This window comes from Candidatus Avoscillospira sp. LCP25S3_F1 (assembly GCF_052117125.1).
In the GTDB taxonomy this organism is placed as follows: domain Bacteria; phylum Bacillota; class Clostridia; order Oscillospirales; family Oscillospiraceae; genus Avoscillospira_A.
On the sequence record NZ_JBQKJT010000001.1, the window covers coordinates 29,758 to 51,398 of the forward strand.

General features: G+C 52.5%; 23 protein-coding genes, 1 tRNA gene and 1 pseudogene. 9 read left to right on the forward strand and 16 right to left on the reverse strand.

Annotation, left to right across the window (positions count from 1 at the left end; genetic code table 11):
• Nucleotides 1-2: 2 nt before the first annotated feature.
• The 6 genes from ACTQ33_RS00175 to ACTQ33_RS00200 form a co-directional block, all read right to left on the reverse strand.
• Nucleotides 3-449: a translation initiation factor 2 gene (locus ACTQ33_RS00175; protein ID WP_087327443.1), complete on the reverse strand. Its 447-nt coding sequence runs from the start codon at nt 447-449 to the stop codon at nt 3-5.
• A gap of 344 nt (nt 450-793) precedes the next feature.
• A tRNA-Leu gene (locus tag ACTQ33_RS00180) sits at nt 794-878 on the reverse strand.
• A 234-nt stretch (nt 879-1,112) separates the two neighbouring features.
• Nucleotides 1,113-1,757 (reverse strand): redox-sensing transcriptional repressor Rex, encoded by a 645-nt coding sequence (locus tag ACTQ33_RS00185; RefSeq protein ID WP_441461057.1) that lies wholly within the window; start codon nt 1,755-1,757, stop codon nt 1,113-1,115.
• A gap of 132 nt (nt 1,758-1,889) precedes the next feature.
• Nucleotides 1,890-2,597: an RNA polymerase sporulation sigma factor SigE gene (sigE, locus tag ACTQ33_RS00190; protein WP_441461059.1), complete on the reverse strand. Its 708-nt coding sequence runs from the start codon at nt 2,595-2,597 to the stop codon at nt 1,890-1,892.
• The gene (locus ACTQ33_RS00195) at nt 2,594-3,454 is read right to left on the reverse strand and encodes a sigma-E processing peptidase SpoIIGA (RefSeq protein WP_441461060.1); all 861 of its coding nucleotides are present in this window, start codon (nt 3,452-3,454) and stop codon (nt 2,594-2,596) included. Before ACTQ33_RS00195 ends, sigE begins: the two co-directional genes overlap by 4 nt.
• A gap of 151 nt (nt 3,455-3,605) precedes the next feature.
• A complete protein-coding gene (locus ACTQ33_RS00200; protein ID WP_441461062.1) occupies nt 3,606-3,800 on the reverse strand; it encodes a DUF951 domain-containing protein in 195 nt (64 codons plus the stop codon).
• 78 nt (nt 3,801-3,878) lie between these two features.
• Between ACTQ33_RS00200 and ACTQ33_RS00205 the strand changes: the two genes are divergently transcribed.
• Nucleotides 3,879-4,787 carry a S1 RNA-binding domain-containing protein gene (locus ACTQ33_RS00205; RefSeq protein WP_441461064.1) on the forward strand — a complete coding sequence of 303 codons (909 nt, stop codon included), beginning with the start codon at nt 3,879-3,881 and terminating at the stop codon, nt 4,785-4,787.
• On the opposite strand, the gene ACTQ33_RS00210 is transcribed toward ACTQ33_RS00205, so the two are convergent.
• On the reverse strand, nt 4,764-6,047 hold the full coding sequence (locus ACTQ33_RS00210; protein ID WP_441461066.1) for a replication-associated recombination protein A: 1,284 nt from the start codon (nt 6,045-6,047) through the stop codon (nt 4,764-4,766). The genes ACTQ33_RS00205 and ACTQ33_RS00210 overlap by 24 nt on opposite strands.
• A gap of 132 nt (nt 6,048-6,179) precedes the next feature.
• On the opposite strand from ACTQ33_RS00210, the gene nth reads away from it, so the two are divergent.
• On the forward strand, nt 6,180-6,809 hold the full coding sequence (gene nth / locus ACTQ33_RS00215) for an endonuclease III (protein WP_441461068.1): 630 nt from the start codon (nt 6,180-6,182) through the stop codon (nt 6,807-6,809).
• A 57-nt stretch (nt 6,810-6,866) separates the two neighbouring features.
• On the opposite strand, the gene ACTQ33_RS00220 is transcribed toward nth, so the two are convergent.
• Nucleotides 6,867-8,291, reverse strand: coding sequence for an MBL fold metallo-hydrolase (locus ACTQ33_RS00220; protein ID WP_441461070.1), 1,425 nt, complete (start codon nt 8,289-8,291; stop codon nt 6,867-6,869).
• Between the two features lie 7 nt (nt 8,292-8,298).
• The gene (locus ACTQ33_RS00225) at nt 8,299-8,859 is read right to left on the reverse strand and encodes a DUF5662 family protein (protein ID WP_441461072.1); all 561 of its coding nucleotides are present in this window, start codon (nt 8,857-8,859) and stop codon (nt 8,299-8,301) included.
• Between the two features lie 151 nt (nt 8,860-9,010).
• On the opposite strand from ACTQ33_RS00225, the gene bilS reads away from it, so the two are divergent.
• Nucleotides 9,011-9,490, forward strand: a complete 480-nt coding sequence (gene bilS, locus ACTQ33_RS00230; RefSeq protein WP_441461074.1) for a flavodoxin family protein BilS — start codon at nt 9,011-9,013, stop codon at nt 9,488-9,490.
• A 237-nt stretch (nt 9,491-9,727) separates the two neighbouring features.
• Entirely contained in the window at nt 9,728-10,474 is a 747-nt protein-coding gene (locus ACTQ33_RS00235) for a YoaK family protein (RefSeq protein ID WP_441461075.1), read from the forward strand.
• Nucleotides 10,475-10,477: 3 nt separating this feature from the next.
• Here the strand turns inward: ACTQ33_RS00235 and ACTQ33_RS00240 are convergent, their stop codons facing one another.
• Entirely contained in the window at nt 10,478-10,951 is a 474-nt protein-coding gene (locus ACTQ33_RS00240) for a hypothetical protein (RefSeq protein ID WP_441461077.1), read from the reverse strand.
• Nucleotides 10,952-11,058: 107 nt separating this feature from the next.
• On the opposite strand from ACTQ33_RS00240, the gene ACTQ33_RS00245 reads away from it, so the two are divergent.
• From ACTQ33_RS00245 to ACTQ33_RS00260, 4 genes and pseudogenes are all read left to right on the forward strand, one after another.
• Nucleotides 11,059-11,298: a helix-turn-helix domain-containing protein gene (locus ACTQ33_RS00245; protein WP_441461078.1), complete on the forward strand. Its 240-nt coding sequence runs from the start codon at nt 11,059-11,061 to the stop codon at nt 11,296-11,298.
• Nucleotides 11,299-11,447: 149 nt separating this feature from the next.
• Complete coding sequence (locus ACTQ33_RS00250) at nt 11,448-12,032, forward strand: helix-turn-helix domain-containing protein (protein ID WP_441461080.1); 585 nt, start codon at nt 11,448-11,450, stop codon at nt 12,030-12,032.
• A gap of 171 nt (nt 12,033-12,203) precedes the next feature.
• Nucleotides 12,204-12,509 (forward strand): annotated as a pseudogene (locus ACTQ33_RS00255) (sigma-70 family RNA polymerase sigma factor); the annotation flags it as partial.
• Nucleotides 12,510-12,628: 119 nt separating this feature from the next.
• On the forward strand, nt 12,629-13,120 hold the full coding sequence (locus ACTQ33_RS00260) for a helix-turn-helix domain-containing protein (RefSeq protein WP_441461082.1): 492 nt from the start codon (nt 12,629-12,631) through the stop codon (nt 13,118-13,120).
• Nucleotides 13,121-13,252: 132 nt separating this feature from the next.
• Here the strand turns inward: ACTQ33_RS00260 and ACTQ33_RS00265 are convergent, their stop codons facing one another.
• The 6 genes from ACTQ33_RS00265 to ACTQ33_RS00290 all read right to left on the reverse strand — a co-directional run bounded on the left by ACTQ33_RS00265 (nt 13,253) and on the right by ACTQ33_RS00290 (nt 21,271).
• Nucleotides 13,253-14,161: a DUF2806 domain-containing protein gene (locus ACTQ33_RS00265; RefSeq protein WP_441461084.1), complete on the reverse strand. Its 909-nt coding sequence runs from the start codon at nt 14,159-14,161 to the stop codon at nt 13,253-13,255.
• A gap of 103 nt (nt 14,162-14,264) precedes the next feature.
• A complete protein-coding gene (locus ACTQ33_RS00270) occupies nt 14,265-19,124 on the reverse strand; it encodes a DEAD/DEAH box helicase (RefSeq protein ID WP_441461086.1) in 4,860 nt (1,619 codons plus the stop codon).
• Nucleotides 19,121-19,795 (reverse strand): hypothetical protein, encoded by a 675-nt coding sequence (locus tag ACTQ33_RS00275; RefSeq protein ID WP_441461088.1) that lies wholly within the window; start codon nt 19,793-19,795, stop codon nt 19,121-19,123. Before ACTQ33_RS00275 ends, ACTQ33_RS00270 begins: the two co-directional genes overlap by 4 nt.
• 64 nt (nt 19,796-19,859) lie before the next feature.
• Nucleotides 19,860-20,105 (reverse strand): hypothetical protein, encoded by a 246-nt coding sequence (locus ACTQ33_RS00280; protein WP_441461090.1) that lies wholly within the window; start codon nt 20,103-20,105, stop codon nt 19,860-19,862.
• A 600-nt stretch (nt 20,106-20,705) separates the two neighbouring features.
• Nucleotides 20,706-20,996 (reverse strand): type II toxin-antitoxin system YafQ family toxin, encoded by a 291-nt coding sequence (locus ACTQ33_RS00285; protein ID WP_441461092.1) that lies wholly within the window; start codon nt 20,994-20,996, stop codon nt 20,706-20,708.
• Entirely contained in the window at nt 20,993-21,271 is a 279-nt protein-coding gene (locus ACTQ33_RS00290; protein ID WP_441461094.1) for a type II toxin-antitoxin system RelB/DinJ family antitoxin, read from the reverse strand. Before ACTQ33_RS00290 ends, ACTQ33_RS00285 begins: the two co-directional genes overlap by 4 nt.
• A gap of 170 nt (nt 21,272-21,441) precedes the next feature.
• Here ACTQ33_RS00290 and ACTQ33_RS00295 point away from each other — a divergent pair, with 170 nt between their 5' ends.
• On the forward strand, nt 21,442-21,636 hold the full coding sequence (locus ACTQ33_RS00295; RefSeq protein WP_441461096.1) for a hypothetical protein: 195 nt from the start codon (nt 21,442-21,444) through the stop codon (nt 21,634-21,636).
• Nucleotides 21,637-21,641: the final 5 nt, after the last annotated feature.

Consider the following 21,641-nt stretch of genomic DNA (forward strand, 5'->3'; position numbering starts at 1 on the left):
TGTTATTGTTCGATGTCCGCTGTGCCTCTCTCCGCCTCCGTGCTGGCCTCGCTGGCGTCTGGGGTGGTACCGGCGGCTCCGTTGTCCTCCGGGGCTTCCTCGGTGCTCTCAGGGCCCTCCTGTGGGGCCAGGCTGGCTTCGGCTTCCGCCAGCGCCTGCTCGATCAGGCCCAGGACGAAGTCCCGCTGGGTGAGCTTTACGCCGGTCCGAGCCGTTTCTCTGGCCAGGTGGGTCTTGATGCGCTGGAAGAGTTCCTCGGGAATCTGGAATGCCATCGTTCTGCTGCCTGTCATGTTGATTCCTCCATTCTCATCTTTCATCTTGTAGTATTCAGTGAGCAGTGCTGCGATGTACTGGCTGGTGGTCATCTCCAGGCGGTCTTTTTCTTCTGTTACCCGGTTGTGCAGGGCGATGTCGATTTGAGCGCATAGGTTTTTCTTGTCTGCCATGGTCTGCTCTCCTTTCCTCGTTTTGCAACGCAAGTATATCCAAAACCATGTCAGAAAGCTATTACCAAGACCACCAAGGAACTAAGGACAAAGCAAGCAATACCACCAACTGAAACAGCTATGTAATAAAAAGAGAGAAGCCCCCGTTGGCAGTTCGATTTGAACTACCAGCGGGGGCTTCTCTCGCTGTTTTCTCTTTGCTCAGAGGTTCGGATCACCCCACATCACGAAAATGGCCTTTTGCATCTCCATCTCGTCTGGTGCTCGATTTTGTCCTCTGAAACGGCTGAAACCCTTGCCGCAGCAAGGGTTTCAGGGGTTGCATCTTTTTCAGCAACCTTAGTTGGTGCCGGTGGCCGGACTCGAACCGGCACGGATTGCTCCGCCGCATTTTGAGTGCGGTGCGTCTGCCAATTCCGCCACACCGGCATTTATATTTTAATTCCCTGTGTCCCGCATATCTCTGATTTTGGAGGGATATGCGGGAGGGATATTAAAACCAAATGCTGTTATTCAGTTGAAAATATGCTGTAATACCAAGGGTCCTACAAAAACGCCTGTGAATGGACGAACAAGATTTTGAGTCCGCTACGTCTACCAATTCCATCACACCGGCATGTGCTATGGATTATACACGATCTTCGCGAAAAAATCAAGCACTTTTTATTTGCCTTGTTTGCCCATGTGTTCCTTCAGGTGTTTTGACAGCAGCGCCAGCGACGCCGCCATATTCTCATTCTGCACCAGAATGTCCGCCGGAACATCCAAATGGGTCGGGGCAAAATTCCAGATGGCCGCGATGCCCGCTTCAATGAGCCGGTCACAGACCTCCTGAGCCCGCTCCGCCGGTACCGTGATGACGCCGATCTTGATGTTCTGCTCCTGGCAGAACTGAGATAGCTGCTCCAACGACAGAATGGCCTTGCCGCTGCTCTCCTGCCCCACCAGAGCCGGATTCGTATCAAACGCCGCCACAATATTCAGACCGTATTCCGCAAACCCGCTGTAGCCCATCAGCGCCATACCCAGTTTGCCCGCGCCGATGATGACGGCATTATTGCTGTTGCCGTACCCCAGAAATTCCTCCAGATCCGCCATCAGGGACTCCCGCAGATATCCCACCTTGGGACGGCCGCCGCTGGATACCGTGGCCAGGTCCTTGCGCACCTGGACCTCTCCCATACTCAGCGCCGACGCCAGCGCTGTGGCCGAAATGTGGGTATGCCCACTGTCCGGCAGGGATTTCAGATAGGATAGATACACCGGCAGACGCTTCAGCATCGCCTTGGAAATCTCTTTGCGCGCCATGACAGACACACCCCTTGCACAAAACATAGTGGCGGTTTTCCCTTCCGCCACTTGTTTGTTATTATAACATCGACGCGCCTCTTTGGCAATCCCTATTTCCATCTTTCTTTATCGATACGTCCTTTTTCGATATCATACAGTGGTTTGCCGCAGAATGTCCCGCCTCAGCCGCACCATAATGCGCTTCTCCAGGCGGGAGATATAGGATTGGGAAATGCCCATGGAATCGGCCACCTCCTTTTGGGTCTGTTCCCGGCGGCCCCCCAGTCCAAACCGCATGGTGACAATGCGCTGGTCCCGCTCCGACAGCCGCTCCAACGCCTGGTGGAGCAGCTGCAAATCCACCCGCTCCTCCATGGGCCGCACCACCGTATCCCCGTCGGTTCCCAGCACGTCCGACAGAAGCAGCTCGTTGCCGTCCCAATCGGTATTGATGGGTTCATCCAGGGAGACCTCGGCTTTTTGGCCGGAGATTTTCCGAATGTGCATGAGAATTTCATTTTCGATGCACCGGGACGAATAGGTGGCCAGCTTGATATTCCGGTCCGGCCGGAACGTCCCCACAGCTTTGATCAAACCGATGGTGCCGATGGAGATCAAATCCTCGATGTTGACGCCGGTATTCTCAAACCGCCGGGCGATATACACCACCAGCCGCAGATTCCGCTCAATCAACGTGGATTTGGCCCCCTCGTCCCCTGCCGCCAGACGGCGCAGCAGCTCTTGCTCCTCCTCCCCCTTGGGCGGCGTGGGCAGGACGTCGCTGCCGCCGATGTACATGATCTTCCCCGGCTGGACTACCCCCAGCCGTACCAGCCAATTCCATACCATTGCTTTCATATGCTGCCTCCTATCAACGCTGTATATCCGCCGCCGTCGGAAACCGGCGTGGGAGAAAAGGCCACCACGCCGCCTCGGACGGTCCGTTTGCCTATGCGCAACGCGTCGCACCGCATGGCCAGCAGCATACCGCCGCTGACGCCTACGGCCCGAAAGGGAATCAATCGCCATTTCCCCGACGGCATGGCCGCCAGGAGCCGGGGCAGCAGCTCCGCCGGATTCCGCAGCGCCGCCGCGTCCACCAGCGCCGCCGCCTCCGGCGGCAGCAGGCCCCGGGCCGTCTGCCACTCGGCCACCACCACTTCCTCGTTGCTCACCGGGTCTCGCAGGGTGTTGCCCGTGTCCCGCAGGGCCGTCAGCTTGACCGCCTTGGAGCCGGCGCGCAATTCCAGTGGAAAGACCTCCCCGCCGGTATGGCGCACCAGTTGGGCGAAGACGGTCCGGCTGAGCACGTACACCGCCGCCGCCGTCAGCAGCAGCGCCTTCCCGCTGACGGGATAGTACGCCCCGCCGTCCACCAGCATCAGCCCCGTACCCATGATCTCCACCACCGCCAGGACCACCCCGGCCAACGCGGCGCTGAGGGCCAGAAAAACGCCGCCCAGCTTCACCGTCTGCCGCCGGAATCCAAAGGCACATACGGTCATGGCCGCCGCCGACAGAAGTTTTCCCGCCAGACCGGACACCGCCGGCCAGGGCAGCACCAGAGCCGCCACGGCGTATCCGCCGCCCAGCACGGCTCCCAGGACGATTCGCCACCAGACCACCGCCGCGCCCCCCAACCGGGCCGTTCCCAGCAGCAGCAGGCCGTTGAGCGCCGTATTGAGCAAAAACAACCCGTCCACATAGATGGTCACCGCCGCACCCCCTGCCTTCCTGGTGAAAGTATAGCCCCGGAGGGCAAAAAAACCGGTCGCATTTCCCATAGGAAGTGCGACCGTTCGCTCGTCATCTTTTATCAAATTGTCACGCCGCCGCGCCGTTCCCGCCACGACCACACAGCATCCGTCAGGCTTTTCCGTCGCTGTCGCGCAGAACTTCCCGGATATTTTTTTCCGCTTTGCTGCGGGGCAGCATCACCTCATGGCCGCAGCCGGTACAGCGGAGCCGGAAGTCCATGCCGGTACGCAGCACCAGCCACTTCTTTTCCCCGCAGGGGTGGGGCTTCTTCATGACGAGGATATCTCCCAGTCGAATGTCCATGTTTCTTCCTCCTGTCTCTTGTCAAAAACCCTTTCCTCTTCCCCTGCATAGTATGGGAAAAACAAAGGGAGGAATCCTATGCAACCGTATTTGCCGGAGTCCATGCAGGCCCCAACGCCGCTGGACGCCGTGACCATGGATCAGCTGCGCCGCTGGATGGAGCAGGGCGCTGTGCTGACGGTCCCCGCCCTCTGGTGCGACGCGGACCACAATCTCCATCTGTCTCTGGGCGGGCTCCCCGCTGTAATCCCCCGGGAACAGGCGGCCCTGGGCATTGCCGAGGGTACCGTCCGGGAAATCGCCATCCTGAGCCGGGTGGGCAAGGTGGTCTGCTGCCGGATTACGGCCATTCCCGACCACGGTCCCATTGTCCTGTCCCGGACCGCCGTCCAGCGGGACGCCCTGCACCATCTGTTGTATGAACGAAAGCCCGGCGACATTCTGCCCGCCGTGGTGACCAACACCACCGCCTTCGGCGCGTTCTGCGACGTAGGCTGCGGCGTTCCGGCGCTGCTGCCGCTGGAAAATATCTCCGTGTCCCGCATCAGCCATGGCGGCGACCGGTTTGACGTGGGACAGGAATTGTTCGTGGTGCTCCAGCGTCAGGACCCGGAAGCGGGCCGCGTCACCGTGACCCTCAAGGAGCTGCTGGGCACCTGGGAGGAAAACGCCGCCCGGTTCCAGACTGGCCAGACGGTCCCCGCCATTGTCCGCAGCGTCCAGCCCTACGGCGTCTTTCTGGAGCTGACGCCCAATCTCTCCGGTCTGGCCGAAGCAGATGACACACTGCATCCCGGTCAGGTGGTATCGGCCTACATCAAGGCCATTCTGCCGGACCGGCAAAAAATCAAGCTCAGTGTCCTCGACACCCTGGACCCGGCGCTGCTGCCGCCGCCGGTTCTCCGTTACACCCAGACCGAGGGCCATCTCGAGTACTGGGAATACAGCCCGTCCAATGCCCGACTACGGACCGTCTTCCCCCGCTGAACCCTTGATGGTGTCCCAATACCGTTTGGCGGCCTGTTCCGTCTTGTTGGGGCCGTAGTCGTAATAGACCACATCCCGCAACGCGTCGGGCAGATACTGCTGGGCCACATAGTGGTTGGGGAAATCGTGGGCATACTGGTACGTCAGGCCCCGGCCCAGCTTGGCCGCGCCGCCGTAGTGGCAATCCTTCAAATGGGCGGGAATCTCGCCGGATTTGCCGTGCTTCAAATCCTGAATGGCCGCGTCAATGGCGCAGATGGCCGAATTGGATTTGGGGCAGGTGGCCAGAAACACCGCCGCCTCGGCCAGGGGAATCCGGGCCTCGGGCAGTCCCAGCTGGAACGCCGCGTCCACACAGGCTTTCACCACGGCAATGGCCTGGGGGTAGGCCAGACCCACATCCTCGGCGGCAATGACCAGCAGGCGCCGGGTGGGAGACGCCAGATCGCCGCCCTCCAACAGCCGGGCCAGATAGTGGACGGCGGCGTTGGGGTCGGACCCCCGGATGGATTTCTGAAAGGCCGAGAGAATGTCGTAATGGCTGTCGCCGTCCCGGTCGTAGCGCATGGCCGACTTCTGGGTGATGGCCTTGGCGTCGGCCAGGGTGATGTGGACATGGCCGCTGCCGTCGTTGCCGGTGGAGAAAAGCACCTCCACGGCGTTCATAGCCTTGCGGAGATCGCCGCCGCAGGCCGTGGCCACATGCTCCCAGGCGCCCTCCTCGGCGGTACAGGTGACGCCGTCCCGCTGTTCCAGATACGTCTTGGCCCGCTGGACCGCCTGCAAGGCCCCCTCGGGGGTGATGGGCTTGAACTCAAAGACCGTGGACCGGCTCAAAATGGCGTTATAGATGTAGAAGTAGGGGTTTTCCGTGGTGGAGGCAATCAGCGTAATATTGCCGTTTTCGATGTGCTCCAACAGGGATTGCTGCTGCTTTTTATTGAAATACTGAATCTCATCCAGATAGAGCAGGATGCCGTTGGGGGCCATCATGGTACCCAGCTGGGCCACAATGTCCCGGATATCCTGGGAGGATGCCGTGGTGGCGTTGAGTTTGCACAGTTTTCGTTTGGTGCGATTGGCGATGATATTGGCCACGGTGGTTTTGCCCACGCCGGAGGGACCGTAGAAGATCAGATTGGGAATGCTGCCTGATTCAATGATCCGGCGCAGCATGGCCCCGGGGGCCAGAATATGGTCTTGACCGAAGACGTCCTCCAGCGTTTGGGGCCGGATGGCGTCGGCCAGGGGTCGATACACAAAAACCACCTCCTGTAGCAATTCTATATTCTATATATTATATCCTTGTCTTCCAAAAAACGCAATCTTTCCACCGGTCGAAACTTGTGGTATGATGGTAAAAAACCATTTGTAGAAAATGAGGAATTTACCATGAGAATGAATGAACGGGTGGCGGGCATCATCGAAGCGCTGAAAGTTGCCTATCCCGACGCCCTGTGCGCATTGCACTATCAGAAGGACTACGAATTGATGATCGCCGTGCGGCTGTCGGCCCAGTGTACCGACGCGAGGGTGAACCTGGTGACTCCGGCGCTGTTTGAACGGTTCCCCACCCTGGACGATTTTGCCGACGCCGACATTGCCGAGGTGGAGGAATACGTCCGTACCTGCGGCTTCTACCGCCACAAGGCACGGGACATTGTGCTGGCCTGTCAGATGCTCCGCAGCGATTTCGACCGGAAAGTGCCGGACAATATGGATGATCTGTTGAAGCTGCCCGGCGTGGGCCGGAAAACGGCCAATCTGCTGCTGGGAGACATCTATCATCAGCCCGCCGTGGTCTGCGACACCCACTGCATCCGTATTACCAACAAATTGGGTCTTGCCAAGGGCAAGGACCCGGTGAAGGTGGAACAGCAGCTGTGGAAGGTACTGCCCAAGGAGGAGACCTCCGATTTCTGCCATCGGATTGTGCTCCATGGCCGCGCCGTCTGTACCGCCCGGTCACCCAAGTGCGACCAGTGTACGCTGGCTCCCTATTGTAAGTCCTGCGGCCAATAACCACCGCACCCAAAATAAAAAGTTGTACTCGATTTTAAAAAAATCGAGTACAACTTTTTATTTTGCGGCTGCCTCAAACCACATGCCGTGACCGGGGCAGACCACCATGCCTTTCGCCCATTTTTGCAGCTGCTTCCGGCAGGCGGTGGCCTCCTTGGAATCCATATTGACGCTGGTCATCAAATACGGGGCCAACTTATTAAATGCCATCTGGTCATCGGAAAACCCCTTGATATTCACCCAATTATCCCCGCTGAACATCAATCGGTTTTCCGTGTCCACATACACCGTCTCTCCCCGGACGTGGCCGCCGTTGCCCTCATAGACCTCAAAATGCAGGTCGGCAAAGTCCAGCGTGCCGATATGGGACAGGGTTTTCTCGTCCAGCTTTCGCCCAATGATCTCCATACGGTCCAGCTCCGGCGGCGTATAGCCTGTGATGATCTTGCTGAGACAGCAATACGGCGCATGGAGGGGGTTCTGCTCCCGATAGTCGGCTTTCCCCTCCCGTTCCAAAACGAAATTCTGATAGCAGTTCTCACTGAGCAGCACCCGGTCGGCAATGGACAGCAGGCCCGTATGGTCGATATCGCCATGGGTCAGCGCCACCGTCTTTTTCCGGGTGGAAAAACCGGGAATCATGCTCTCCAGAATGGGCTGCAACTCCGGCAAAAAGCACCGGAACCCGCCGTCGATACACAGCAGTTCCTTTCCATCGTCCAACAGATAGGTATTGCTGCCGCAGGGCGGCTCCACAATATACCCCATGACCTGGGGACTCATGCGCCGTTGGCTGATGATGGGTTGGTAATTACCGCCGCGATGGCCGGCGATAAACCGGGCAAACCGGCGGATATAGTCAAAGGATTTAAACGGCGCCTGGTCCTTCCCGTCCAGCATCTGCATAATCCGGTTGGATTCAATGATAAACTGGTTGGTCTGCCGCCGGTCCAGTCCCAAAAGGTCCCGCATTTCGTTGGCAAACTCAATATAAAACACCGTGCTGTCCAGAATCTTCTCGGTGACGCTGTATTCCAGAATCTTCACATCACAGATGGCTGACATGTCATCCAGCAGCTGCTTCATGACGGCAGGCTCTTCGATATACAGGCCCATGCGGATTTTCTGGTACGGCGTGCCGCTCTGCTGGGCGTTGAGATAGGAGATATTGATATGGTGGCGCTGCAGCAGCTCCAGCACCGGCGTCAGGGCGCCGGGTACGTCCAGCAGCCGCACCTCCACCAGCATGACCCGCTGGGAGAGCTTGTTCTCATTGGCCAGATAGCCGATGGCTCCCAGGTCCTGGGTGATCTTCTGCAACTGCTTTTTATCGGCTTCCACGTCCAGAAACAGCGTGTGCAGGTCCACGGCCTTGTTGTAGCTGACCCGGACGATATTGCCCCCGTGACCGGCAATGATCTGATTGGCCTTGAGAAACGCGCCCGCCTTGTCGGGTATGGTGGTGATATACGTTTTCTGCATAGATTCCTCATTTCTGTGGGGCTGCGGCGGCGAACTCCTCCCCCCGCAGCACATGGTTCCGAATATAGCGAAAAGTCTCGTCCTCTCCCCGCTCGGCCAGCATGCTCAATAGAAAATGCGTTTTCCGCATGGTGTCCGGGTGCATCAGGGAGGACTCCATGGCCCGTTCCAGATAGTGCAGCGGGTCGGCACAGGTATAGGCCGCGCCGTTGTACGTCTTGCAGGCGGCAATCCGGTCCATGCACATCTCCACCAAATACTCCGTGGGCATGGGCACCGGCACATATTGACGGGTTCCGATCTGTAAATCGGTCCAGTATTCAAAATGGTGCTTGTTGCGGCCTTTGTGGTGCATCCACGCTGTGGACACGCCCTTGTCCTCCCGCTCCGCCGTATTGGGGCTGCGGTTGCCCTGGTAGTAGCGGACGCCCACCAGAAACTCCGTGGGAGAATATTTGGACAGATCGTGGGTCAGACCACGCCAATAAAGCCCCACTTTGAAGCAGTGAATCATCACCAGTGTTCGGTGCTTGGTGATGGTGGATAGGTGTCCCCAGAACTTTCCCATGATAGCCTCCTGCACATCAGATACTATTTTATATTATACTCCACCGGCACCGGCGGCGCAATACCTTGACTCTTCCACCGGGCGGCGGTATACTCTGTTGCAGCATAAAGAGAACGTAAAGAGGCATCTGATACATAAGGAGATGCGCAATATGTCATACGCCATTGTTTACAGCAGCCGCACCGGCAACACCCGGGCCCTGGCCGACGCCATTCGGGAGGTGCTTCCACCGGCGGACTGCCGCTATTTCGGACCGCCGGACGCGGCGGCTTTGGCCGCACAGCGGCTGTACATCGGCTTCTGGACCGACAAAGGCACCTGTGACGGCGATACAGCCGCCTTTCTGGCCCAACTGACCAATCAGGAGGTATTCCTCTTCGGCACCGCCGGGTTTGGCGGCAGCGTCGCTTACTTTGACCAGATCGCCCAGCGGGTGACTGCCCTGCTGCCCGACGGTGTGACGCTGCTGGGTCATCGTCTGTGCCAGGGCCGTATGCCCATGACCGTGCGGCAGCGGTATGAAGCCATGGAAGACAGCCCCCGCCGGACCCAGATGCTGGAGAACTTCGACGCGGCCTTGTCCCATCCCGACACGGAGGACTTGCGCCAGTTGCAGAACGCGGTCCACTAACTTCCAAAAATGAAAAGTTTTACGCGATTTTTTTAAAAATCGCGGAGTGCAGAGGCAGCGCTTCTGGTCGCCTGTCGCAACGGGCGAAACTCCCCTATCGTTCTAAAGCGCCATCCGCAGATGGCGCAATTCCCCACGGCTGCCATGCAGCCGCAATGGCCCCGGCTCCGCCCCTGCGGGGCGGCTGCCGGGGCCATTGCCACACACCCACACTCCCATAGAAAGAAGGACCACTCCTTGGAACAGACTCTTCCACCGGCTCCGGCAAAAACCGACCGGTATTACCTCATGTGTGAACGCAACTGGATTTACTTCCTGCTCATCGGTGTGGCAGGGTTTCTTGGGGCATTCACCTACGTTTTGCGGGGGCATGTATTCTGCAATGCCCAGAGCAGCAACATTGTCCTGATGGGCCTTGCCTTCGGCCAGGGCAACTGGCGTCATGGCTTTTACTATCTGATTCCCATTACCGCGTATGTCCTGGGCGCGTTTTTCTCGGAGCTGCTGCCCAACCCCGTCAAGCACCATCTGCCCATGCGGTGGGATACGCTGCTCATTGCCATTGAAATGGTGGTGGTGCTGGTGCTGGGATTTCTGCCGGAGACAGCCCCGGTGCAGATTTCCCAAGTGGCCATCAATTTTATTGCTTCCATGCAGTATAATACCTTCCGTCAGGCCCAGGGTACTCCCGTAGCCACCACCTTCGCCACCAACCATGTCCGCCAGATCGGCATTGGTCTGGCTATGGAGCTGCGCCACTTCCGGAGCACCAACAAGGCCCACCGGCAGAAGCTGTACAAGCACTTTATGATGCTGGTGTACTTTGTGGGCGGCGCGGTCATTGGCACCATCTGCTGCCGCCTGTTCCTGGGAAAAGCCCTGTGGGTAACGTTGATTCCGCTGGGTATCCTGTTCGGCGTCCTGCTCCATGCGGACCTGACCACGGAAAAAGAACTGGTGGACACCAAGCCGTCGGGACATTAACCTTTATTTTCTCTGCCGCCGGAGCAACCCTCCGGCGGTTTTTTCTTCTCCCCAACCGGCCAAATTGTATACGATTTTTCCTCTCTTGCGGGCCTCTGCGGCAAAGTGCGCCGCTCCACCCCAGTTATGCGTTACATACGTTACCACATACTGTGCTCGTTCCAGCATCCAGCGATTGCGCCAGACGATGGCAAACCGGTGCGGAACGGTCTCTATGCCCTCCGGCAGCAGCGTTCTTTGGCTGCTGCCGATGTTTTTTCCCGGAAATCCGCTCAATACAATCGCATAAGAGATATGGTCATACTGCATGACCAACTCCCCCAGCACAGACCGCACCATGGAATCAAAGTTCCCTTGATGTCCCACATAAAAATCCGTCACGCCCTCCCGCTCTATGAGCCGCACCAGTGTTTCCCGCAATTGGGAACGAATGGAAACCGGACAGTCACGGTGTCCAAAAAATGTACATACTATCATTTTGATACCGCCTTTTGACCAGTATAGCGGTCAATATTTTCTCTCAGTATAGCATACCATAGTTGGAGTTGCAACCAATATTGGTCAATGTTATATGAGGTGATTGCATGGAACAGAAATTGCGTCGGGACCGCTGCATGGGTGACAATCTGCGTCGGCTGCGGTTGGAACGGGAGCTATCTCAGGAGAAGCTCTGTGCCGAACTGCAACGGCGGGGCTGCGATATCGGTCGAACCACCTATGCAAAATACGAATCCGGTGAGCTGAATATTCGGGTCAGTGTACTTCTGGAACTGCGTAAATTGTATGACTGTTCCTATGATGAGTTTTTCGCCGGATTGAGCTGAATCAATATCGCTGCAAATGGCAAAGGCATGGCCAAAATTCAGGCCATGCCGTTTTGTCTGTCCCTCCGTCCCTACCAGGCGTAGGTTGTACGGGGCCGGACGGTCTGCTATCATAGGGGCAAATCACATCACAGTATGGAGGGAATTGTATGAATGCCTATGTAACCGGCAGCACCATCCGGCGACTGCGCGAAGCAAGAGGATTGACCCAGGCCGGTCTGGCCAAACGGTTGGACGTCAGCGACAAGGCCGTTTCCAAGTGGGAAACGGCCAGGGGATTTCCCGATCTCACCCTGTTGGAACCCCTGTCCGCCGCTCTGGGCGTCTCGGTGATGGAACTGCTGTCCGGTGATCCGGTGGTCAATCGGAATCGCTCCGCCAATCTGCTGCGTTCCCGATTTTACGTCTGTCCCATCTGCGGCAACGTAATCCACACCACCGGCGAAGCCGTGGTCAGCTGCTGCGGCGTCACCCTGCCTCCGCTGGAAGCGGAAGAACCGGACGACACCCACGCCATCACCATAGAACCGGTGGAGGATGAACACTATGTGACCGTTGACCATCCCATGACCAAGACCCATCACCTCTCCTTTCTGGCCTATGTGACGCCGGACCGGTTCCAGCTGGTCAAGCTGTACCCGGAGGGCGCCGCCGCCTGCCGGTTCCGGTTCCAGCGGGGCGGGTATCTGTATCTTTATTGTAATCACCACGGCCTCATGCGCCGCAAACTCTGACAAATCGCCGGACGGTTTCCTTTGGTCAAGCACACAGTCCGCACCTCTGGAATAGGATACCGTATGCGGCAGCACAGCCTCCATACATGGGGACGAGCGGTTGCCGAATAGGATGCTATCATGGAGGTGAGGCATATGCTGTCAGCCGCCGCATGGCTGATACTCAGCGGTATGCTGCAAACCCTGCGCCTCTCCGGGTCCGGCGGCTCCTTCCCCAAGCCGCTGAGTGCGCAGGAGGAACGTCACTATCTGGAGCTGGCCGCCCAGGGCGATCTGGCGGCCCGTAACATACTCATCGAACGGAATCTGCGTCTGGTGACGCATATCATGAAAAAATACTATACATCCTCTGCCGATCAGGAGGATTTGATCTCCATCGGCACCATCGGACTGATTAAGGGCATTTCCACCTTTGACGGCTCCAAAGGGGCAAGACTTGCCACCTATGCCGCCCGGTGTGTGGAAAATGCTATCCTATCGCCGATGGGTTTTATGTCCCTCATCGGCCCCCCCTGGGCTCCAAAAGCCCAAAATGGCGGATTTGGGCGCAGGTTTCCGAGGCTGTTTATATCCTTTGTGCCACTTTGGATGCCCATGTGCGGTATGCCCCCCTCTATGTACACAGGTTCCGTCTGATTACCCCCCGCAGGCTGCGAGACGCCCAACAGTTCCAACTGCAATACCACAGCTATGGGGAACTCTCAACTGTACCGGACCGGCTCCGCTGGTGCCGTCACCATATGGGCTTGATGCAAAGGGAGGTTGCAGCCCGTATTGGGATCAGCCGCGGTCAATACATGGATTTAGAAACCGGAGCCGTAGACTATTACCCAAAAGAAGTTGTGGACAAGCTGGCTGCGCTGTTCGGCATCCCGGCGGCAGATCTCCTGGATGACTTCAGTCGCTTTCTTTACTACGGACAGGGCAAGGCCATCCGGGAGCATCGGGAGTGTCTCGGCCTCCAGAAGAAACCCTATGCCCGGTTGCTTCATATGACACCGCAGAGCCTTCGGGCGTGGGAGTCGGAGAAGAAGCAGATTTCCAAAGCTTCCTGGGAGAAATATTTCAAAGGGATGATTGCAGTATAATAAAAAAGAAAATCACCGAAAATCTCCAAGCAGAATTTTCGGTGATTTTTCTTGTTATAATCTTTCTTTCATCTGCAAAATTATATTCTACAACAGATTTGGTTGATTATTGATTAAATCGGTATTTAGGGATTAAACCACTTTAATTTCAGGAGTATCAGCTAATTCCACTTTATTTTTCTTTAAGAAATTACAGACAGCATCATAATGGCCCTCAATAATTTCCGTTTCTGAAAATCTTGCAATAGCTTTTCCTGCTCGAGTTAACATAACTGCTCCACTTGGGAAATGCCTATCTTTATATTGCAATACGGTTGCTGTTTTCTCTCCATATATAAGGTGTAATTTGGGATTTAATTCAGAATTGTATTGAATGACGTAACCGATAGAGGGGTCAAACTGTATCAGTCCCAGCATTTGAAGTTCATTCAATTCTGAAAAATTAATACCATATTGTGCGAGATAGCTATAATCAACTGGCAGAATAATGTGTCTCTGTGCTGGCATAATTTTTCCTGTTGTATCAACAGGTACTATATAAACTGCAAGATTACATATAACTTGAAAAACTCTTGCATAGCGTGGTGTTATTTCCGACAGAATTCGGATTACACTTGGTGGCGTACTGCTCGGCTGTTCAAATTCTTTTGCCAAAATATTTCCCCATAAAAGCTGTACCTGTTCGTCAGAAACAAACTTTGCAGAATCTATAAATCGTTCAAGCCATTCATCATCTACTTTAGATGTAGCAGTAAAGTTTGTCCCCTCTAAAGCTACATCCTGTGCAATTTGTGCAATTGTTACCTGATTCTTCATATATTGATACGTTTTTTTGGCATTGGCAATAGCCATCATTTTTACTTCTGGCGATAGGTTACTATTCTCAATCTCAGAAATGTATGTAGAAACAGCTTTTTTCTTTAATCCCCAAAACGGAAATATCCCACCAATTATTTCAAATAGTTTATTTGCGCTCTCTTTTCCAACACTTTCAGCAGTAGCCTTTGCTATTTCTAATCCGTATTCTTCTATAGTAGTCATATTTCCTCTCCTTCTTGTTTAAGGAATACCCGGCCCAGACACTATCTGGTGCCGGGTGTTATTCTTATACCTTAGGATATTAGGTATCGCCATCTCCGTCCGCTTAAAGCATGATTACCTGTGCTTCAGAAACGGTGTTGTTCTCCGTTATTTCCTCCGGTATCTCCGCAACTACACAATCTCCTAACCACCTAGACAGAAACTCTTTTGCCTTATCCCGATCCAGCAGATCATGGATGCGTTGATTATAGTAGTTTCGCAGACAATGGTAGCAGGAGGGCTGACAATCACAGTTGGCAACCACACGGTAGGCAGATTGGAGTACCTGCGAGAAGACCTTTCCATCCTCTGTTACCAAACGGCGAACATGGCCTGCTCCACCAGCCACAGCATCATAGAGGATCACAGAATAGAGGAGCTGGCCGCTACAATTTTTCAGATGCAAGCATCCCTTTAAATCTGTTCGCTCGATATCAAGCTCTCTGGAGAGACCTTCCAGCAGTGCATACATGACAGAAAGCATTTTTTCATATTCCAAGGATTCTGCTGTAAAAAATGTAATCTGAACAACATCTGTTTTGAATATGTGGGACAAATAAGATTCTGTCCCTTGGCCTTCATAGATGCATTTTGTACCCCATGATGTGTAGTGCTCCGCTTTTAACGGTGCTTTGGCATCGCTTGTCCAACCGCAGAGGGGACAAATGGTATGCTTTTCAGAGCCTATGACTACAAGTGAATCGTTTGCTGTGGACTGCAATTCCACTTCTGCGCCCGCAAAGGAAAACCTGATCTTCTTGATGATATCATGCTGATCTCCTACATAATAATCATCCGTTCTGTAATCCCGTTCCGGACGCCGGAGTGGTGCATCCGGAGCATCCGCTTTATCGGTTATAAATCCGAGGCGGGGTTCCAATGCTGCATTCCATCGCTTTCTGGGAATTTTTTCACCGCAGGAAACACATTCCTTTTCCCTGTTTCGAGCCAGCAAATCATCTGTATAGTTCACCTGACTACAATGCGGACAGCTTGCAAAAAATCCGCGGGAAGCAGCCTTTCTTGTTTTGGATTCCATCCGGATATAGCGGCTCGTATACAATTTCCCGTCTGCAATCACGCCGGAACCGGGGGCATATTCTGCAATTGCCATCTGGAGATCTCTGGCTAGACTCAAATCTTCATTGCTGGTTCCTGTTTTTTTACCTGCAATCTGCAATTCGACTGTATCCACCGGAAAACCGTATTTGGGCAGAACATTATTTCTGGTCCAGAAATCAATCAGACTCCGCCTGAACCCGTCCTCCCGGCCGCACCGAATGCGGCGCAGTTCAAAATAAAAGCTTTTATAGTTTTCAGGGGTATTTTTCTGGATCTTTTTCAGCTCATTTTCCAGCTTCTTGACCTCTTCACGGTGCAGTTCAACGGCCTCGGAGAGAATACCACAGTCTGTTCCGATCAGTTCTTCGATCCAGGAGCCGTCATGGATACCCATAATTTCATGCATCGAGGCAGGAACAGATTTTTTCAGCAGCTCGGTTAGGCGCTGGTTTGGCTGATGCAAAAATGTCACAAGCTTCTCGTAACCATCCTCATTCAGGAAAATATTTGCGTTATCACCATCATATACCTCACTATTTTTTGCAAGAAATTCACTCAGCGCAACTGCAAAAATATGGCGATATATGACTTTCTTATTTTCCAGAGAAAAATGCGGCGCGTTGATCTTTCCTGAAATAATGGTGGCCGGATTTTCATAATAGGTAAAATCATGGGAAGAAAGCTTAGCATATGTCATCACAAATGCAGCAGTATGGGAGGCACGGCCTGCACGGCCTGCACGCTGCACATAGTTGGAAGGGCTCGGTGGAATATCTCTCATGCACACGGTTTCCAGTCCGCCTACATCCACGCCCATCTCAAAGGTGGTGGAACAGCTAAGCGCGTTAATTTTTCCATTTACAAAGGCATCCTGATATACGGATTGACGATTTCTGGACAGCTGCGCCGTATGTTCCTTCATTTGCAGGGGAAGCATTTTATCACTGTCATAGAGGGCCATATAGTGGTTGTCTGCAAAGAATTGCTCCGGATCAATTTCCTCCAGCTGTCCGTCACAGCGTACCACAGAGCACTTCCCTTTTACATTGTGAACTGTAACTCTGCCACATTTCCTGCATCGATAAGTGTGTGCTGTCGGTTCACAGTTCAGGCATATATCGAAATCACAGATATTGAGGCTCAGCTCCGAACTGTCGCCGCCCTCCAGAATATAGGCCCAAAAATCCATCAGGAAACGGTTGGCATCATTTTCTGACATTCCTGTGGCCTGGCACAGCCTTGACAGTCTTGTATTGGGGTAATATGCACTGTTTCCACTTTCCCGTGTCCGTGCAGCCCAGCCAATAAGATGGCTTTTGGCAGTATCGTCGGTTTTGCACTTGACCAGTTTTTTCTCATAGGGCGTAAAGAAAATATACTCCCGCTCCGAATCATTCAGAGCCATTTCTTTGCCTGCATTAAGAGCACCGGCATAGCAGCCATCCAAAACCAGCAGCTCCAGCAAGTGTCTTGCTTCGATTGCAGAGAGTCCATACTTTTGATGGAAAAATGCAGGCAAATCGATTCCGGTTTTCCACCCTGGAGCGTTGCGGGCATATTGAAAATAAATTACTCCCATCGAGCTCAGGCTTGTAGCTCTTCTCCCGTTAAAGAGTTCATTCAGCAGTGCAATCCACGCATTCTGCTTGGATCGTTCATGCAACATGTCCTTGTCCGTTGCTTGGTCCGGGTCCCAAAGGTCAAATGAGTGCTCTGACTCAAATACTCGAGTTAATCTTTCCGCAAACGCCTTTACTGATAAGCGGTAATTTCCATTTGTCCTCATTTCCTTTACAACACGGAAAATACCACGCCGCCGGAGAAACTCTTGATAGGATTTCTCCATATAATTCGCAAAGAATGCTGCTTCACTTCTGCTATCAGAGAAACACAGAAATTGTTTTGCTTTTTCCTTTAACTCAGGTTTTTTGATATTTCTCACTTGAGCAAAAGGATCATCCGTCCATTGGATCGCCTCCTTGTCTGAGTTTTCTGCAGGTATTACGACTTCTGCATCTGGAAGCTGCTCAAAAAGCTCCGTACACAGAACCGCTGTAGCAGCATCAGAACCCAGATAGAAGCTGCGAAAACTTCCATATCCGCAAGCCGGACATTTGGCAATTTTCTTACCTTTCGTTCGATTTACACGCTTAAGATGGATATATTCCGCTTTTTTACAATCACAAATCGAACCCAAAACAATATCTGCTTTGGTGCCCATCTTCCCGCATTGCGTGCAAATTACAAAATCATTTTCACCTTGATCTTCCAATGCTTCTCCTTCTGCATCTTCGATGCCCATATCTTTCAATTCGGCATCATCCCACAGAAGAAAAAACTCGCAATCGTCGGGATCTTGTTCCGACTTCCTGGAAACCTGCCGATACTGGCCGCATTCATTTTTTCCGACCAGTGCAATCCGACCACAATCCTGACAAATTGCGATTTCAAATACGCCCTGCCCCTGTTCGTTGCGCTCCCTGCGCTTCAAATAGAGCCTTTTGGGATTTCCCAATGTAATGTAAGCTCCCTCCAACGCCCGGACAAAGAAATGATATTTGGCTTTGATAAGGCTGGCACCATTTTTCTCCGCCGCAGTGCAAACTGCCACAAAATCAATCAGTTCTTCCTTTGAGATGCCCAAAGACTTTCTGATTGTATCGATTGTTTCCGGCATTATAGTTGCACATCTAAAACGGTAAAAAAGGTCGCAGTGCAGCAAAAATTCATAGATTTTTTCCTCTGTATCCCCATTGGGAGCATAATCCTCGATACCGTACTTTTGCAGTATTTCCCCCAACGGGAGTCGCTTTTCCGCAATCTCCTTAAAAATAGCAACTGGAACATCCAATCGTTCCTTGATGGCCGGACTGGCATCCTGAGAGCGGATAATATTCTCCGGGTAAAATTCTACGCCACAAAGATTTTTTCCAAAATCCACAATATCTTGATTGGCATCCTCTCCCCCAAGTGTAGCACTGGTCAGAATATATTGCACACTGCTGTTTCCAATCCGGGCACGCAGGCGACGCATAAGCATAGAAGTCTCCATGCCAGTTGTTCCTTTATATACATGCGCTTCATCCAAAACCACAAAGTGAAGTCTTGCGCTGGAAAAGACTTTATCATCTTTTGGACGAAGCAGCATGTATTCCAACATGGAATAGTTGGTAATCAATATGTGGGGCGGCGTCTGCTGCATTTCCTCTCTGGACAATATTTCATTGGTCAACGGCTCTGGAAATTCTGCATTGATACTGTTTTTACGATATTGCTCCCGAGCCTTTGCCCTGGTATATTCTGTATTTCCGTTATAAAGACCAAACGTAATATCTGGATAATTACGCAAAAGTCTGCGCATTCGTTTGATCTGGTCATTGGCCAGCGCATTCATGGGATAGATAATGATGGCGCGAACGCCGTTCACGCTCAGTGTGCCTACTTCTTTTTCCTTCAAAAGTGAATGGAGGATTGGAAGCAAAAAACATTCCGTTTTGCCAGAACCTGTTCCTGTGGTAACTACAAGATTATTTCCAGCTGCTGCTTTTTTTAGTGCTTCTACCTGATGCAGATACAAAGAGCGTTCCAGCTTCAGCTCACGCTTCTTTTCTGCAACCGGCTCCAGCTCTGCAAATTCTCTACTGGCAATGCCACTGGCTATCAACTGAGAGAGACTTTCGCCGGTTTTGTAGGACCCGCTCACATCCAGGTATGGTCCCTTGGCCACAAATCCTTCTTTCTCTAATTGTGTCCGCAGCTCTTTGGCATACTCTTTGTCTGCAATGTCAAAACTGGTGGTAATGTAGTCCACATAGCTTTGCTTTATGTTGTCAGACGCCACAATTGGGTCAAATCGGTTCAAAAATCATCTTCCTCTCTGAATGCAAACTCATCAGCAATGGGAAATCTTTTCCACGCTTCTTCCGGTGGACAATCCCATTTTCTATTTTTTATGCGCACATATCCTTTTTCCAGATACACTTTTGTATCTACATCAAGCAGCAGCGGCTCTCCGTCTGCATTGTAAACTTTTACTCGATTACCCTGTACAACGCAGAAGGACACTGGGTTAATGTTTTCGTACTGTTCATTCTCCGGGTCATTGTTCATATAGTTCCATCGTTGATCCGGAGCACGAAATGAGAGCACGCCTTCATACGTCGGAACTGGAGGTTCAAACTCTCCGTCAAAGTCACGCATACCAATGTATTCAATGTCAAAAATAACCGCATCATTGTAGTGGAACTTTGCCATCTCTATTTTCCGTGTTTCACAGGACCAGAACCACACTTTCATAAGGCGAACAAATTTCCCATCAAACCTACATTCAGGCCGTTCTTCAATTTGGAACGTTTCTTCCCAAACCAACTGGCGGCGATCTCCAACAACAAAAGGATTATCATTCGGCAGGTCAAGAAATACCTTGCATCCATAACTCCCCGGCTTGCAGGAAAAGTTTTTTTCAAAAGGCTTTCCGGGCTGAAGTTGTCTATAGATCCACGGATCATTCTGAACATCATTTTCCAATTCCACTGTAAATTTTGGAGAACCTGGGCCTATAAAGTTTGAGTCAGGTTCCCATATGATACATGTGTTATCACGGATCAATGGCGAGGTCAGAAACGCAGGAGTAAAATATACATCTGCTACGGGGGCTGATTCTGGAAAGACCATTCATCCAGCGGCAGACCAGGCCGTTATCCAGATAAAAGTCCTGTTCCTCTTTCTGGTTAAAAAAACTGGCAAAGAGTTCATAGAGCAAATCGGTCTGGCTCATATTGCGGTCATCACTGATATAGCGGCGGATAATCGCCATAATCGAGCAGAAATCACATCGCTCCATAAATACCCTCCCTTCTGCTTTTGTCAATTTGCGGTCAACTCCCGCTCAATGCAAGTCAGTCCAGTTCTTGATACACTGAAACCACAACAGAGGTCCCAACCCGCTCCTGAAAAACATTGGGTATAGCAGGCAGCCTCTCCCTCATAGATTGCACTATCGGGAGGTGTGTGGTATCAGCAGAAAAAGCGCTCCAATCCATGTGATTGTCCATGCCCCAAAAACAGAAGCCGGACAGCTGGAACTGGCGAAACGCGTTGCCGGTGTCCATGCCGATCTGGTGCATCGCTACATACAAAAGCTGCGTTGCCCCACAGAGGAAAAAGCAGCGTTATTGGATGCCGTCATTGCAACCGTCAAAAAGAACGCAGGAGATTGAACCCGTGTGGGTTTGATTTCCTGGGCATTTCGCAAGACGCCTCACCATACAGGTTACACCAGTTTTCCCTATTTTTAGCAATTTATATTGTAGGATGTGTGTTACTTGATCGCAAGAGAATCTAGCAAAAATTTACAGATTATTTTCATCTATGTTTTCCCTTCATAGCAAAATAGCAGATGGTCAAACCTGCTGTGGTTTGACCATCTGCTATTTTTATTGGGTTATTTTCCAAACAAATCGCTATGGGTTCCGGTTCTGGCCAAAGTCAGAACCAGCACACCGTTTTCAATACGGTAAATCAACAGCCAGTCCGGCCCGATATGGCATTCCCGAAAACCACCCCAGTTCCCGGTCAGTGCATGATCCCGGTGTTTCTCCGCCAACGGTTCATCGTTGGCCAATGCCGTGATGATGGTATCCAGCAGCTCCAGGTTCAACCCACGTTTTCTGGCCTGTTTGTAGTCCTTTTTGAAGGCTGTGGTCAATTTGACGGTATATTTCATAGAGCTCATGCCTTCAAGTCCGCAAACAATTCATCCAGGTTCGTATACCCTTTCACCGAAGGGTCCCTGGCAATGCGCTCTGCCTCCAGCATGGCCGCCACCGTCTCCCGATTGGGCTGGTTCAGCGAGATTTCAAAGGGAATACCGCCTTCCCGGAGGGCCTGCCGCACAAAAATATTGAATGCGGTGGTCAGGTTCATGCCCAGTTCGGCAAACAGTGCATCGGCCTGGGCCTTGAGGTCTGCATCCATGCGGATGCTGATATTGGTTGTGTTGTTGGCCATTGGCTCCACTCCTTCCTTTGATATCTCTATTGTATTCTGTTTGCACGAGAATTACAATATATTGCACGAAAATTTTTTGTTGTCTTTGAATCTACAACCATCATTGAAAGTTTGTTACGTTATGATATAATATAATAAATGATATATCATAAAAACAAGGAGGAAAAGCCATGGCAACGCAAAATCAAACCATAGCCCTCTACTCCCGCAAGTCCCGGTTTACCGGCAAGGGCGAGAGCATTGGCAATCAGGTGGAGCTATGTAAAGAATATGTGCGGCTGCACTTTGGAGAGCAGGCCGCGGAACAGCTGGTTATCTACGAAGACGAAGGGTTTTCCGGCGGCAATTTTGTTGGGGTAAGATAGCGTTA

Coding starts and splice junctions, on each gene's coding strand:
- ACTQ33_RS00175 (WP_087327443.1), bottom strand. CDS start 449: ATGGCAGACAAGAAAAACCTATGCGCTCAAATCGACATCGCCCTGCAC.
- ACTQ33_RS00185 (WP_441461057.1), bottom strand. CDS start 1,757: ATGGCGCGCAAAGAGATTTCCAAGGCGATGCTGAAGCGTCTGCCGGTG.
- sigE (WP_441461059.1), bottom strand. CDS start 2,597: ATGAAAGCAATGGTATGGAATTGGCTGGTACGGCTGGGGGTAGTCCAG.
- ACTQ33_RS00200 (WP_441461062.1), bottom strand. CDS start 3,800: ATGGACATTCGACTGGGAGATATCCTCGTCATGAAGAAGCCCCACCCC.
- ACTQ33_RS00205 (WP_441461064.1), top strand. CDS start 3,879: ATGCAACCGTATTTGCCGGAGTCCATGCAGGCCCCAACGCCGCTGGAC.
- nth (WP_441461068.1), top strand. CDS start 6,180: ATGAGAATGAATGAACGGGTGGCGGGCATCATCGAAGCGCTGAAAGTT.
- ACTQ33_RS00220 (WP_441461070.1), bottom strand. CDS start 8,291: ATGCAGAAAACGTATATCACCACCATACCCGACAAGGCGGGCGCGTTT.
- ACTQ33_RS00225 (WP_441461072.1), bottom strand. CDS start 8,859: ATGGGAAAGTTCTGGGGACACCTATCCACCATCACCAAGCACCGAACA.
- bilS (WP_441461074.1), top strand. CDS start 9,011: ATGTCATACGCCATTGTTTACAGCAGCCGCACCGGCAACACCCGGGCC.
- ACTQ33_RS00240 (WP_441461077.1), bottom strand. CDS start 10,951: ATGATAGTATGTACATTTTTTGGACACCGTGACTGTCCGGTTTCCATT.
- ACTQ33_RS00245 (WP_441461078.1), top strand. CDS start 11,059: ATGGAACAGAAATTGCGTCGGGACCGCTGCATGGGTGACAATCTGCGT.
- ACTQ33_RS00250 (WP_441461080.1), top strand. CDS start 11,448: ATGAATGCCTATGTAACCGGCAGCACCATCCGGCGACTGCGCGAAGCA.
- ACTQ33_RS00265 (WP_441461084.1), bottom strand. CDS start 14,161: ATGACTACTATAGAAGAATACGGATTAGAAATAGCAAAGGCTACTGCT.
- ACTQ33_RS00280 (WP_441461090.1), bottom strand. CDS start 20,105: ATGGAGCGATGTGATTTCTGCTCGATTATGGCGATTATCCGCCGCTAT.
- ACTQ33_RS00285 (WP_441461092.1), bottom strand. CDS start 20,996: ATGAGCTCTATGAAATATACCGTCAAATTGACCACAGCCTTCAAAAAG.
- ACTQ33_RS00290 (WP_441461094.1), bottom strand. CDS start 21,271: ATGGCCAACAACACAACCAATATCAGCATCCGCATGGATGCAGACCTC.
- ACTQ33_RS00295 (WP_441461096.1), top strand. CDS start 21,442: ATGGCAACGCAAAATCAAACCATAGCCCTCTACTCCCGCAAGTCCCGG.